The 14,025-nt window shown below is 30.3% G+C and carries 11 protein-coding genes; 5 read left to right on the top strand and 6 right to left on the bottom strand.

The window, feature by feature from the left end:
- The first annotated feature begins 699 nt into the window (after positions 1-699).
- Complete coding sequence (locus B4E95_RS04830; RefSeq protein ID WP_291090351.1) at positions 700-1,512, top strand: WG repeat-containing protein; 813 nt, start codon at positions 700-702, stop codon at positions 1,510-1,512.
- A 34-nt stretch (positions 1,513-1,546) separates the two neighbouring features.
- Here B4E95_RS04830 and B4E95_RS04825 read toward each other — a convergent pair whose 3' ends face one another.
- The 3 genes from B4E95_RS04825 to prmC all read right to left on the bottom strand — a co-directional run bounded on the left by B4E95_RS04825 (position 1,547) and on the right by prmC (position 3,609).
- Complete coding sequence (locus tag B4E95_RS04825) at positions 1,547-2,113, bottom strand: GNAT family N-acetyltransferase (protein WP_291090349.1); 567 nt, start codon at positions 2,111-2,113, stop codon at positions 1,547-1,549.
- Positions 2,114-2,167: 54 nt separating this feature from the next.
- Positions 2,168-2,662: a hypothetical protein gene (locus tag B4E95_RS04820; RefSeq protein ID WP_291061376.1), complete on the bottom strand. Its 495-nt coding sequence runs from the start codon at positions 2,660-2,662 to the stop codon at positions 2,168-2,170.
- Positions 2,663-2,784: 122 nt separating this feature from the next.
- On the bottom strand, positions 2,785-3,609 hold the full coding sequence (gene prmC / locus B4E95_RS04815; RefSeq protein ID WP_291061374.1) for a peptide chain release factor N(5)-glutamine methyltransferase: 825 nt from the start codon (positions 3,607-3,609) through the stop codon (positions 2,785-2,787).
- A 93-nt stretch (positions 3,610-3,702) separates the two neighbouring features.
- Here prmC and B4E95_RS04810 point away from each other — a divergent pair, with 93 nt between their 5' ends.
- Positions 3,703-4,035 carry a DUF3060 domain-containing protein gene (locus B4E95_RS04810; RefSeq protein ID WP_291090346.1) on the top strand — a complete coding sequence of 111 codons (333 nt, stop codon included), beginning with the start codon at positions 3,703-3,705 and terminating at the stop codon, positions 4,033-4,035.
- Positions 4,036-4,123: 88 nt separating this feature from the next.
- Here the strand turns inward: B4E95_RS04810 and B4E95_RS04805 are convergent, their stop codons facing one another.
- The 3 genes from B4E95_RS04805 to B4E95_RS04795 form a co-directional block, all read right to left on the bottom strand.
- Positions 4,124-5,140 (bottom strand): PTS transporter subunit IIC, encoded by a 1,017-nt coding sequence (locus B4E95_RS04805; protein WP_291061370.1) that lies wholly within the window; start codon positions 5,138-5,140, stop codon positions 4,124-4,126.
- Between the two features lie 83 nt (positions 5,141-5,223).
- On the bottom strand, positions 5,224-8,685 hold the full coding sequence (locus tag B4E95_RS04800; RefSeq protein ID WP_291090343.1) for a methylmalonyl-CoA mutase family protein: 3,462 nt from the start codon (positions 8,683-8,685) through the stop codon (positions 5,224-5,226).
- A 1,087-nt stretch (positions 8,686-9,772) separates the two neighbouring features.
- The gene (locus tag B4E95_RS04795) at positions 9,773-10,450 is read right to left on the bottom strand and encodes a uracil-DNA glycosylase (RefSeq protein WP_291090340.1); all 678 of its coding nucleotides are present in this window, start codon (positions 10,448-10,450) and stop codon (positions 9,773-9,775) included.
- Positions 10,451-10,496: 46 nt separating this feature from the next.
- Between B4E95_RS04795 and B4E95_RS04790 the strand changes: the two genes are divergently transcribed.
- The 3 genes from B4E95_RS04790 to B4E95_RS04780 all read left to right on the top strand — a co-directional run bounded on the left by B4E95_RS04790 (position 10,497) and on the right by B4E95_RS04780 (position 13,933).
- Positions 10,497-10,880: a hypothetical protein gene (locus B4E95_RS04790; protein WP_291061364.1), complete on the top strand. Its 384-nt coding sequence runs from the start codon at positions 10,497-10,499 to the stop codon at positions 10,878-10,880.
- A 69-nt stretch (positions 10,881-10,949) separates the two neighbouring features.
- On the top strand, positions 10,950-13,097 hold the full coding sequence (locus B4E95_RS04785; protein ID WP_291090338.1) for an endonuclease MutS2: 2,148 nt from the start codon (positions 10,950-10,952) through the stop codon (positions 13,095-13,097).
- A 560-nt stretch (positions 13,098-13,657) separates the two neighbouring features.
- Positions 13,658-13,933 carry a hypothetical protein gene (locus B4E95_RS04780; protein ID WP_291090335.1) on the top strand — a complete coding sequence of 92 codons (276 nt, stop codon included), beginning with the start codon at positions 13,658-13,660 and terminating at the stop codon, positions 13,931-13,933.
- Positions 13,934-14,025 lie beyond the last annotated feature (92 nt).

Here is a 14,025-nt window from a genome sequence, read left to right as displayed (position 1 = left end):
TCAAAAATCCTAATGATTTTCCTACATTTCAAATTAATCAAATTAATCAAAATAATAACACAATAATATTAAATAAAAACTCTACTTTTAAGTGTTCTTAACAAGGGGAAGATTACAAAAACTTTATAGTTCAAAATAGAAACAGATTATTTTTCTTTCAATAACAAAATTAGTGTATAATCACCTTGTGATAAGGTTTGTACATCAGATCCTTTGAATGTTACAATCACATTATTGAAACTAGTTCCGTTACCTTCTAAATTCCCTAATTGTACATTTGTATTGATTTTATTCGGTAAATTATATAAATTTACTGATGTTTTTGATGGAGCAAAATATTAATCAAGAAATAAAGTCTGACTTTTTTTGTTGGAATAATTTGTCAACTTTCCTCCATAATATATTATATTTTGATGTATTCCATTATTCGAAATTTTCCATATTTCTTAAAAGAATAGTCTTTATTTATCGTAGTCATTAAATTAATAATGTTTATACCATCTTGTTGAGCTTTAAGAAAACTACTCTTTAAAATAGTTCAGTAAAAATAATTTAATATAAACATTCATAGGTCATATTTAACCTTTCCTACAAAATAAAGAATTTAATTTACAAAAAGTGTTTAAAATTGGATATTTTAAAATTTATATACAAACTATTAATTTTTGATTAATTAATTTTACGTCGAATTATAGAATTATGACTAAAATATCACCAAAAGATACAGACCAGTTTGACAATTTTGTTCACAAAGAAACAACAACATTTGAAGATTTAACTGTTTTCGATCGCAATAATTTGGCACCAATATCTATTGATAATCAATTTGGTTTAATAGATAAAGAAGGAAATGTAATTATTCCGTTCGAATATCAAAAACTTGTACTTACAACTGTTAATGCCTACAGCGCACAAAAAGATAATAAGTGGGGAATTATAACAAAATCTAACCAAATTTTGATTCCGTTCGAATATGATTTAACAAGTGATTTTATTGAAAATATTTGTGCTGTAAAAAAAGATGGAAAATGGGGGTTTATTGATTTATTAAATCAAGTTGTGATTCCGTTCGAATATGATGGTTGTACAGATTTTAGAGCTGGTTTAGCTGGAGTTGAAAAAGATAGAAAATGGGGAATGATTGATAAAAATAATCAGTTAATTATAGATTATCAATACGAATATTTAACGCCAGTTGATCAAAATTTTGCCACTTTTGGAGAAGCTACTTCACTAAAAATTGAGCGTCCAGATATATTAGCTTATTTTCCATATTTCTTATCAAAAGAGAATTATTTGATGCATTTTGGTTTAATTTCAACAAAAAACGAACAAATTTTAGGTCCAATTTCTGAATTACCAATTTTAGAAAGTTTCGAAAATCAAGCTATTATTCGTCAAAATTATCAATTAGGTTACTTAAAAGATGGAAAAAATTTTGTGAAATTTGAACAATTTACAATCGATCCTTACGAAGAAAAAATCTTAACTCAATTAGGAGTGATGAAATAAAAAAAGAGCTTTTCTGAAAGCTCTTTTTTATTATCTATTGTTTTGGTTTGTATTGCATATGTTCATGATTTTCGTTCATCAACATTTTTTCTCCAACCACTTCAAAACCTTTTCTTTCGTACAATTTCTTAGCATTCGGGTTTGTAAAATCAACCAATAAACCTAATGTTTTGCCTTGCTTATTTCCTATTTCATCAATCAAATAATCCAATATTTTAGAACCTATTCCTTTTCCTCTAAAATCTTCAGAAACTGCAATTGTGTCAATATATATTTCACCTGCTTGTGTTTCATCTTGTGGATGAATAATTTGGTTATAATCATTTTTCAATAATTCTAAAACAGGTTTTCGAAGTTCTTCTAATTTTCCTCCATCATAAAAAGTTGTTGTTCCAGCAAATTGCTTATCATATTCTACAACAACTGTATTTTGATAACTATATTGATTTTCTTCTTGTTCAATTAATTTTTTCAAGAAGTTAACTCCTTCTTCATAATCTGTTTTTCCGATAAAATCATAAACGATTTTATTCATTGCTAACATCATCAATTTTGCAATAGATAACGCATCCGTCTTTGTTGCTTCTCTAAAATTTAACATAAAAAAATAGCCTTGAGATTTCTCAAGGCTAAGTTAGCAATAATTATTTTGAAATTATTTCGCTTTTAATTTATCTAACGTATTGTTATATCCTTCTTTTGCTTTTTCTCCAGCTTCTTTCGCTTCTGCTTTCACATCTTTTGCAGCCGCATTAATATCAGCTTTTGCTTGATTAGATTTTGCATCTACTTTATCTACAGCATTATTCACTCCATCTTTCACATCTTGAGCAGCATTATTTACAGCAGCTTTTGCATCAATCCACGCTTTATTAGCATCGTCATAAGCTTTTTGCGCAGCTTCTGTTGCAGCTTTATCACCTTTCGCTTTTGCTTCATCTAAAGCTTTTTTTGCTTCATCTACTTTCGCTTTTGCATCAGTTTCTGATAATGTAGTTGTTGTAGTTGTCGTTTCTTTGATAACAGCCGTAGAATCGTTCACCAATGAATCTACAGTTACATTAGTTTCAGTTGTTTTTGAAGTTTCTTGTTTACAAGAAGTAGCAAATGATAATGAAGCAACTGCCACTAATACAAATAATTTTTTCATAGTTGTTTATTTAATTGTTTTAATAATAGAATCAATTCTAACAATTTTAATACCAAATTGCGAACGATTATTGAATTAAAATTAAATCTTTTCAGAAAATAAAACAAGATTTTTATAAATAATTATTGATTAGAAGCACTTAACATACGATCATTTCCAGAAATATCTTTGTGAATGATTACATTTTGATAAAACTTTTGGAATAATTGTTTTGTTTCTTCTCCCAAATATTGATTGATTTCGCAATAAATTTTTCCATTCTCTTTCAAATGATTTTTAGCAAAATCTATTACTCTTTCATAAAAAATTAAAGCATCATCATTTTCAACAAAAAGCGCCAAATGAGGTTCAAAATTCAAAACATTTTGATGCATTTCTTCTTTTTCAAGATTTCGGATATAAGGTGGATTTGAAATAATTACATCAAATTTCTGGTTTAATTGAATATCCTCCAGTAAATTATTGTGATAAAAATTAATATTAACTTTTAAAGTTTCAGCATTTAATTGTGCTATTTTCAAAGCATTTTCAGAAATATCTAATGCAGAAACTTTTGCATTTGGAAATAATTTTGCCAACGAAATAGGAATACATCCTGTTCCTGTCCCTAAATCAATCATAGAAATATCTTGATTTTGAGCATAATCATTTCTAATTAATTCGACCAATTCTTCCGTTTCTGGACGAGGAATTAATGTATTCTCATTCACAAAAAAGAAATCATTATAGAAAAAAGCTTTTCCAGTAATATGCTGTATCGGTTGACCTTTTTTTAATTGCTCTAAATCTGATAAAATTTCAGTCGTTAATTCAATTTCATCTCGACTAGATAAATCAAGATTCAACTTATCTTCTACATAAATCATGAAAATATTAGAAGCTTCTTCTTTATCATATAGTAATTGCAATTTATCTAAAAACAATTGTTTTAGCTTAACTAAAGTCATTCTGTTAAATTTTTGTAAAGTTAGATTTTATTAATTGAAAGTGCACGATTCTTGATTTCTAAAAAAGTAACCAAAAAATAAATCACAATGAAAATGAATAAATTATTATGTGCTGTTACAATGTTATTTATTAGTCACCTTTCTTTTGCGCAGATAGAAATTGATGGAAATAATAAAAAACTAACATTAGATTGTAAGGGACAAAAAGTAGAAGTTGGTGGAAGTGGACATTTGATCAATTTGAAAGGAGATTGTACCAAAGTTGAGATCATGGGAACAAATAATACAATAGCTGTTAATGGATTAACTTCTGCTGAATTAGCTGGCGAAGGAAATACATTATATTATCGTAAAGCTTTATCTAAAAATGGTAAATTACCTCAAATAATTGAGGGAAACAACAATACAATTATCAAAAAGCAGTAAAAATCTTTTCATTTAATATGTCTTTAATAGTTAGAATCTCTTTCTTAATTGTATTATTAAAGAAAGGGATTCTTTATTATTTTAATGTTTAACCCAACTTCATATCTCCGTCTTTTATCCAGTTTTTCTTTTTCATAAAAATGTAAACTAAATATGAAATAATTGCTGGAGCAATGATTTGTAAAATCAAAATAGAAGTTAGAATATATGAAGTATCATATTTAGATTTCATAGCATTGAAAGTTCCGATTTGTCCAACTAAACCGCAAGACCCCATCCCCGATTCTAAAGCTGTATTTTCCATATTGAAATAAATAATTGCAATTGGACCAATAATCGCCGAAGATAAAGTTGGAGGAATCCATATTTTCCAATTTTTATAAATATTAGGTACTTGCAACATACTTGTTCCTAATCCTTGTGCTAAAACACCTTTCAAACCATTATCTTTAAAACTAATTGTTGCAAAACCAATCATTTGTGCACAACAACCTATTGTTGCAGCTCCAGCTGCTAAACCGTTTAATTCTAACATTAGACACAAAGCAGCTGATGAAATTGGTAAAGTCAAAACCATACCGACAATTACAGCAATTACAACTCCCATTATCAAAGGATTTGAATCTGTTGATAATATAATTATTTCACCAATCCATTTCATCATTTGTTGAACAGAAGGACCAATGATTTGTGCTAAGATTACTCCAACCAAAACAGTAATAATCGGTGTAATGACAATATCTATTCGGGTTTCGCCTGCAACCATTTTTCCTACCTCAACCGCTACAATTGTCGATATAAAAACTCCTAAAGGTCCACCTAATTGATATGCTGCAATTCCTACTACTGCTGACGAAAATAATACCAATTGAGGTGCTCGTAAACTATAGGCAATAGCTAATGCTATCGCAGGTCCTGTCGCTTGATTTGCAACTGGCCAAACAATATCAGTTAAAAAAGAAACATTTAACTCTTCACCAATGGTTTTCAAAATTGTACCAACCAATAAAGTCGCGAATAAGCCATAAGCCATTGCGCCCATTGCATCGATAAAATATCGTTTTGCAGAAATTTGTATATCTTTTTTGAGTAGGAAATCTTTCATGTTTGAAATTTACAAATTAATTAAAAATAAATAAGCCTTGTCGAAAGACAAGGCTTAAAAACAATATTAAAAAATTATATTTCTTACATATTTCTACGGTACTGTCCACCTACTTCGAACAAGGCAGAAGTAATTTGCCCTAACGAACAAACTTTGGTAGCTTCCATCAAAACTTCAAAAATATTTTGGTTGTTAACAGCTGCTTGTTGCGCATCATCCAATGCACTTTCAACTTGTTGTTCATTAATTTTATTCAAATTTTCTTTAGTGTGAATTTGGAATTGTTTTTCTTCCTCTGTCGCACGAATTACCTCCGCAGGCACCACGGTTGGAGAACCTTTTGAACTTAAGAACGTATTTACACCAATAATTGGGAACGTTCCGTTGTGTTTCAATGTTTCGTAATACAATGATTCTTCCTGAATTTTAGAACGTTGATACATCGTTTCCATCGCTCCTAAAACGCCTCCACGCTCTGTAATACGATCAAATTCTTGTAAAACTGCTTCTTCAACTAAATCTGTTAATTCTTCGATAATGAACGACCCTTGAATTGGATTTTCGTTCTTCGCCAAACCTAATTCTTTATTGATAATCAACTGAATAGCCATTGCACGGCGAACCGATTCTTCTGTTGGCGTTGTAATTGCTTCATCGTACGCATTGGTATGTAACGAGTTACAGTTGTCGTAAATCGCATATAAAGCTTGCAATGTTGTACGAATATCATTGAAATCAATTTCTTGCGCGTGTAACGATCGACCCGAAGTCTGAATATGGTATTTCAACATTTGTGCACGTTCGTTAGCTCCGTATTTATTTTTCAAGGCTTTTGCCCAAATTTTACGCGCTACACGACCAATTACTGAATATTCTGGATCGATACCATTGGAGAAGAAAAACGATAAGTTTGGCCCAAACGCATTGATATCCATTCCGCGAGATAAATAATACTCAACATACGTAAATCCATTAGCTAACGTAAACGCTAACTGCGTAATAGGATTTGCTCCTGCTTCAGCAATATGGTAACCCGAAATAGAAACCGAATAAAAATTACGTACATTTTGATTGATGAAATATTCTTGCACATCGCCCATTAAACGCAATGCAAATTCTGTTGAGAAAATACACGTATTTTGTGCTTGGTCTTCTTTTAAAATATCTGCCTGAACAGTTCCACGAACCTGAGCTAACGTATTTTTCTTAATTTCAGCATAAACTTCTGCAGGTAAAACCTGATCACCAGTTACACCCAAAAGCATTAACCCTAAACCATCATTTCCTTCTGGTAAATCGCCGTTATATCGTGGTCTTTCCAAACCTTTATCTTCGTAAATAGCTTTGATTTTTGCTTCAGTTTCTGCTTCTAAACCATTTTCTTTGATGTATTTTTCACAATTTTGATCAATTGCGGCATTCATAAAGAAACCTAACAACATAGGTGCTGGTCCATTAATCGTCATCGAAACCGAAGTTGCTGGATGTGATAAATCGAAACCAGAATATAATTTCTTCGCATCATCTAAACAACAAATCGAAACTCCGGCATTACCAATTTTCCCGTAAATATCAGGACGATAACCTGGATCATTTCCATACAAAGTTACCGAATCAAACGCCGTAGACAAACGCTTTGCAGGCATTCCTTTCGAAACATAATGGAAACGACGATTGGTACGCTCTGGCCCACCTTCTCCCGCAAACATACGCGTTGGATCCTCACCTTCACGTTTAAATGGATATAATCCTGAAGTAAATGGAAACTCACCCGGTACGTTTTCTTGTAAAACCCAATGCAAAATATCGCCCCAAGCTTCGTACTTTGGCAATGCAATTTTAGGGATTTGTAAATGCGATAAAGACTCTGAATGTGTCTGAATTTTAATTTCTTTATCACGTACTTTAAATGTATAAACCGGATTTTTATATTTATTTACCTTTTCATCCCAAGTCGTGATTACTTCCCAGTTGAAAGGATCTAAATTCATTTTTAATTTATCAAATTCAGCTAAAAGAACTTTAACCAAATCAGCATTATCAATTCCAGAAATCTCGATTCCATGTTGAGAAATCGTTGGTGTTTTTCCAGAAAGTGTTTCAATTGTTTTAAAGAAACCATATAGTTTTTGCGCAACATCTCTCTGCGCATTTGCACGAACATCATATCCACGATTATTCTCTGCAATCTCTGATAAATAACGCGTTCTTGACGGTGGAATAACAAAAATCTTTTCAGACATTTCTTTTGTAATTTGAAAAGATGATTTCAAATCTGCACCTGTTTTTTCTACTACTTTATCAATGATTGATTTGTATAATTGATTAGTTCCTGGATCGTTAAATTGAGAAGCAATCGTTCCAAAAACAGGCATTTCATCAGGATTTACATCCCACAAATTATGATTGCGTTGGTATTGTTTTTTTACATCGCGCAAAGCATCTAACGCACCACGTTTATCGAATTTGTTAATCGCAACAATGTCAGCAAAATCTAACATATCAATCTTTTCCAATTGCGTTGCAGCACCAAACTCTGGCGTCATAATGTACAATGAAGCATCAGAATGATCTAAAATTTCGGTATCTGACTGACCAATTCCAGAGGTTTCTAAAATAATTAAATCATATTTCGCCGCTTTCAACACCTGAATTGCTTCCTCTACATATTTCGATAACGCTAAATTTGATTGACGAGTTGCCAACGAACGCATATAGACACGAGGATTGTTGATAGAATTCATACGAATACGATCGCCTAACAAAGCGCCACCCGTTTTCTTTTTTGATGGATCGACAGAAACCAAAGCGATCGATTTTTCTGGAAAATCAATCAAGAAACGACGCACTAATTCATCAACCATCGACGATTTTCCTGCTCCACCAGTTCCCGTAATTCCTAAAACTGGTGCAGATTTATCAGCTACTTTATCAAAATCAAATGCTTTTAAAAAATCTTCTTCACGATTTTCAGCCAACGAAATTAATCTCGCAATCGTCGTGATGTCTTTATCTTCTAATGATTGATACACATCTTTTCCTTCTGGTAATTCTAATGACCCTGTCGGAAAATCTGCTTTCTCTACCATATCATTAATCATTCCTTGCAAACCTAATTCTCTACCATCATCAGGAGAGTATAAACGTGTAATTCCATAATCCATCAATTCTTTAATCTCTGACGGCAAAATTACACCTCCACCTCCACCTACAATGCGGATGTGACCTGCTCCTTTTTCTTGAAGCAAATCGTACATATATTTGAAATATTCGTTGTGCCCTCCTTGGTAAGATGTCATTGCAATTGCATTTGCATCTTCCTGAATCGCTGTATTTACAACATCTTCAACAGATTTATCGTGACCTAAATGGATTACCTCGCAACCCGTTGCCTGAATAATGCGACGCATAATATTAATCGATGCGTCGTGCCCATCAAACAAAGCCGCTGCTGTTACAATTCGCACTTTATTTTTGGGAGTGTATACTTCTTGTATTGGATGTACAAACTTTTCTTTCTTTTCTTCTTGAGTAATTTGTGACATTTATTTGTGATTTTGATTTTTATGACTCTTGCTAAGATAACATAAATTTCAATGTTTTTAGTGCTGATGAAATTATCATATTCAGTAAAATATTGAAGTTTTATTAATAAATCACCATAGTTTATATTGATTTATTTACAATATATTATTAACTTTAAAGAGAACTATTTAGAATTCTACTTATGAATCCTTATTCTCTAAAAAATCTATCAGACCCTTCAAGACAAGATGAACAAATGATTGTTTTTTGGAATAAAAAGTTCAAATTGTTTAACGAAGATAAGATTGATAAAAATTCACTATTTAATCATGATCATTTAAAGAAATTTATTATTATATCTTTTTTAAGTGAATCAAACAAAGAAAAATACAGTAGAAAATTTAAGTGTAAAATCACTTTCTGAAATACAAGTTATATCCAAATTTGAAATTCAAAATTATATCCAAAAAAACAAAAGTTATGAACCTATTATTGAATTATTAATCTGTTCTTGTTTTTCGTATGATACACGTTTTTTTGACACTATTCTTACACTTTGTTTCAATAAAATTGGAATCGAAAAATATTGTATAGATATAGTTTTGCCTTTTTTTAGTAAAATGTCTATCATTCTGGAAAAGTATACTATTCAAGAATCAGTTATTTCCTTTTCTAAAAATCTAATTAGGAAACTTCTTTTTTATTTGATTAAATCAATTCCATATTTAGATTAAAATTCTCGCAAATGGCTTTTCTTTTTATCTAAACAAGAAAATGAAGATTTAGAATTAATTTATACTTATCTTCTTTTAAAAATTAATAACGAAAAAGGAATTTATTTAGGCGAAAATCAAAGTTTAAATTCTATTTTAGAATGTATTGAGAATACTCAAATTACACATATTTTTATTTACATCTCTAAAAATTATGACTCTTTTTCTCTTGCAATTTATCTCGAATCAATCAAGAAAAATCTTCCAAATATTACCATTTTTGCGGCAACATATGCTGTTCTAAAAGATAAAATAACTGAAAAAGTTCCGTATATAAACGTAAACAATCCAACAGCTATTAATTCTTATTTACAAAAAATTATGACGATGTAAATTATTTGTTTTTGATTTCCCAATTTATAGGTTGTAAGTTCTTACTTTTCAAAAAGTCATTTGTTTTCGAAAAAGGTTTACTCCCCCAAAAACCTCTGTAAGCTCCTAATGGAGAAGGATGAGCAGATTCTATAACAAAGTGTTTATTTCGGTCAATTTTTGCTCCCTTTTTTTGAGCGTAAGTTCCCCAAAGTATAAAAACAAGGTTTTCTTTTTGATCAGAAAGCTTCTGTATTACAGCATCTGTAAATATTTCCCAGCCTTTTTTCTGGTGCGAACCTGCCTTAGAAGCTTCAACCGTCAAAGTTGCATTTAATAATAATACACCTTGTTTAGCCCATGTTTCCAAATTTCCAGAAGTAGAAATTCTTATTCCTAAATCATCATTCAACTCTTTATAAATATTTTGCAAACTTGGAGGTAATTTAATTCCATCGACAACCGAAAAAGACAAACCATTTGCTTGTCCAATCCCATGATAAGGATCTTGACCAATCAAAACCACTTTAACATCATCAAAAGGCGTATAATCTAATGCAGAAAATATTTTGGATGCGGGAGGATATATTGTTTTTGTTTTATACTCATTTCGTACAAAATCTGTCAATATTTTAAAGTAATCCTTTTCAAATTCATTCTTTAAAACTTCTTTCCAAGAAGCATCTAATTTCACATCCATTTTTATATATTTATACAGAAACAAAATTAACCAATTTTTAACCTCTATGAAAAAGTTTCTTTACCTAATTCCCTTTTTTATACTGAATTCTTGTATTGATATTGTTAATGATGATCGTTATGATTTGGGTCGAAAAATTGAAAATAATATAAATGTTTTGAATACAGATTTGACATATAATTCTGACACAACATATGTAATAAATACGGAGGTGAAGAATAAAAACAAGGATTTTGCCTTAACAGTTAAATTAACTTTTGAATTTAAAAATCCAAATCCTACAATCAATTCTGAAACTTTAACAATTGATTTAAAACCAAATGAAACGAAAAAATCAGTTTTCAGAAGTAGCAGAACAAATACAAATCCAGATCAAATGACGTATATCAATAAGGTCAAAATTAATGTCATCCATTTTGATCAATCATAAAAAAATCACAGATTTCAAAGTATTTCATGATTTTGAATTTGTCGAAATTTTATCCGTAATTTTGCGTTAATGCAAATATCAGAACAAACTTTAAAAGATTTAGAATTTAATGCGGTTCAAAAAGAAATCGCAGAATTTGCTTATACAGAAAAGGTTGAAGCGTTTATTTTTAACTTAAAACCTTACCAAGATCACCAACTTTTGGTACAAGATCTACAAACGACAAACGAATATTTAACAAGTTTCGAGACGGGAAATCGTTTTCCGTTTTCAGAATATTATATTTTAGATGAAAATCTAAGCCGATTAGAAATCGAAAACTATTATTTGCCTGCAGAAGAATTCTTCAAAATCAAGGCGAATACGCTTCAAGTGAAAGAAATCTTGAAATATTTGACAGCTTTCAACGAATATGCACCTGTTTTGTTTGAGAAGGCGTCAACGATTACTTACGAAAAAAATATCGTAAAATTAATCGATCAAGTATTCAATAAATTTGGAGAAATCAAAGACGATGCAAGTCCAGAACTGAAAATTGTACGCGATCGTTTGCGTCATTTGAATGGACGAATTACCGAATTGTTCAATAAATCGATGTCTTATCATTCCGATTATTTGGATGACATTCGCGAATCCGTTGTTGGAAATCGTCGTGTTTTGGCTGTTAAATCGGCTTTGAGAAAACGTGTGAAAGGGCAATTTTTAGGGACTTCAAAAACTGGTTCGATTACTTTTATTGAGCCAGAAAGTGTACAAAATCCTCGTCGCGAATGGGAAGAATTAAAAGAAGAAGAAAAATATTTGGTGATTCAGATTTTGTTAGATTTAACTGCTCAAATTGCAGAATACAAACCAAATCTTGAAGAATATCAAACGTTTTTAGAGTACATCGATTTTACACAAGCGAAAGCAAATTATGCTTTTTTGATTAATGGAATTTTACCTCAACTTTCTGAGAATCGAATTATCAAATTAGTCGATGCTTATCATCCTGTTTTATTTTTAAACAATAAAAGAAAAGCTCAAAAAACGATTCCGCAGAGTTTAGAAATTAACGAAGATTGTCGAATTATCATTATTTCTGGTCCAAATGCTGGAGGAAAATCAATTACGTTAAAAACAATTGGTTTACTTCAAATTATGATTCAGAGTGGTGTTTTAGTTCCTGTAAAAGATCAAAGTCAATTTGGATTTTTTAATCAAATTTTCACAGATATTGGAGATAATCAATCCATTGAAAATCATTTATCAACATACAGTTATCGTCTAAAACAAATGTCCTATTTCTTGAAGAATGCAGACGATAAAACATTATTGTTAGTTGATGAATTTGGGACAGGTTCTGATCCAGAATTGGGTGGAGCTTTGGCCGAAGTTTTCTTTGAAGAATTTTATGAACGTAATTCTTTCGGTGTGTTTACTACGCATTATACAAATATCAAATTGAGCGCAGAAAGTTTGCCAGAAGCGATAAATGCTTGTATGTTGTTTGATAAAAAAACATTGGAACCACTTTATCGTTTGGAAATTGGACAAGCCGGAAGTTCATTTACATTTGAGGTTGCTGAGAAAAATAAAATTCCGTTTCGTTTGATTAATCGTGCGAAGAAAAAAGTTGAACGTGAAAAAGTGAGTTTGGATAAAACTATTTTAAAACTTCAACAAGAAAAATTTGAAATTCAGAAAACAAAAGATCATGTTGAAGAGTTGCGCGAAACAAATCTTGAGCACAACGAAAAATTAGAGCAAACGAATGAAAAAATTCAGCAAAAACTATATGATTTTCAGCAATTATATGATCGCGAGCAAAAACGTTTGAAGCTTGGAGAACGTATTTCGGACATGGCAGATTCTTATCTAAAAACTAAGAATAAAAAACAAATGATTTCGAATTTCTTAAAATTAATTGAAATGGAAAATTCGAAAAAGACGAAAGAAGTTCAGCAATTAAAGAAAATTGAAAAAATTGTAGAGAAAGAAGTTAAACGCGAATTAAAAGAAAATTCAGAAACAATTTCTCAACAAAAAGAAGTAATCGAAAAGAAAGAAAAAGCAGCTACTCAGAAAAAAATTGATGCGTTGAAAGTTGGTGATCGTGTCAAAATTCATGGTTCGTCTAGTGTTGGAACAATTGATAAGATAAAAAAAGAAATTGTTTTTGTAAATTACGGTTTATTTACAACTCAAATCAATGTTAATGAGGTATATAAAATTTAGTTTTTTCGTTTAATTAAAAAGTTTTCAATCTTGTTTGTGGCAAGATGATGACATTAAACACTATTCTTGTTCTTTTATAATAGATGTAACAAATTGAAATAACACATTGAGTGATTGTAAATATATAGTTACTATCAACAATCGAGGAATGATGAATGAAAAAGGTATTTTTTAATTTAAATTTAAGAATTCTTCAAAAATTTACACAAAAAATTCAGCTATATAAACTGTTCAATCTGGTGTTAATAATATTCCGGTTGAAATTAGCAACTGTAATTATGAAGATGAAATAATCGAAGTTTGTTTTATGCAATACAAATAACACACGATATATAAATTATTTATAAAAGATTAATTACCCAAACTTTATTTCTAAATATTACTAATTGTGCATTCGCACAAACGAATAATAACTGGGGTTGGTTAATTGGAAATTGGGGAAGAATTGGTATTGGAAAACCTGGCGAAGGAAAAGGAACTTTTTCTTTTGAATATCAATAGATCAAAATGTAATTTTTAGAAAAAGTCGTTCCGGGTATCCTTCGCGAGATTCTAAAAAAATGACAGTATATGATGATTTATTGGTTGTTTATTTAGATGAAAATAAAAATTTATCGAAAGCTATTTATTTTGATAACGAAGGTCATGTTATCAATTATTCGATTACTTATCCCGAAAAAACGATTACATTTCTGAGTGAAACAAAACCCAATCAACCCATATTTAGATTGATTTACTCGCTACTCGAAAATAATGAAGTTAACACAGCTTTTGAAATTTCAATGGATGGAAAAAATTTTAATACCTATATCGAAAGAAAAATTAATAAAATATAAAACGAAAAAGGTTAGTGAATTCACTAACCTTTTTCGTTTTAATATCTTAATCTTTCTCTATGCCTTGTGAACTTATTGTAATCTTCCCCTTG

This window comes from Empedobacter sp. UBA7494, assembly GCF_002478465.1.
Lineage (GTDB): Bacteria > Bacteroidota > Bacteroidia > Flavobacteriales > Weeksellaceae > Empedobacter > Empedobacter falsenii_B.
The sequence above is the reverse complement of the archived record's forward strand: the minus strand, read 5'-3'. Positions and strand labels throughout refer to the sequence as shown.

Bases quoted from the DNA above. Each gene is read 5' to 3' on its own strand.
- B4E95_RS04830 (WP_291090351.1), top strand. From the start codon at position 700: ATGACTAAAATATCACCAAAAGATACAGACCAGTTTGACAATTTTGTT.
- B4E95_RS04825 (WP_291090349.1), bottom strand. From the start codon at position 2,113: ATGTTAAATTTTAGAGAAGCAACAAAGACGGATGCGTTATCTATTGCA.
- B4E95_RS04820 (WP_291061376.1), bottom strand. From the start codon at position 2,662: ATGAAAAAATTATTTGTATTAGTGGCAGTTGCTTCATTATCATTTGCT.
- prmC (WP_291061374.1), bottom strand. From the start codon at position 3,609: ATGACTTTAGTTAAGCTAAAACAATTGTTTTTAGATAAATTGCAATTA.
- B4E95_RS04810 (WP_291090346.1), top strand. From the start codon at position 3,703: ATGAATAAATTATTATGTGCTGTTACAATGTTATTTATTAGTCACCTT.
- B4E95_RS04805 (WP_291061370.1), bottom strand. From the start codon at position 5,140: ATGAAAGATTTCCTACTCAAAAAAGATATACAAATTTCTGCAAAACGA.
- B4E95_RS04800 (WP_291090343.1), bottom strand. From the start codon at position 8,685: ATGTCACAAATTACTCAAGAAGAAAAGAAAGAAAAGTTTGTACATCCA.
- B4E95_RS04795 (WP_291090340.1), bottom strand. From the start codon at position 10,450: ATGGATGTGAAATTAGATGCTTCTTGGAAAGAAGTTTTAAAGAATGAA.
- B4E95_RS04790 (WP_291061364.1), top strand. From the start codon at position 10,497: ATGAAAAAGTTTCTTTACCTAATTCCCTTTTTTATACTGAATTCTTGT.
- B4E95_RS04785 (WP_291090338.1), top strand. From the start codon at position 10,950: ATGCAAATATCAGAACAAACTTTAAAAGATTTAGAATTTAATGCGGTT.
- B4E95_RS04780 (WP_291090335.1), top strand. From the start codon at position 13,658: ATGACAGTATATGATGATTTATTGGTTGTTTATTTAGATGAAAATAAA.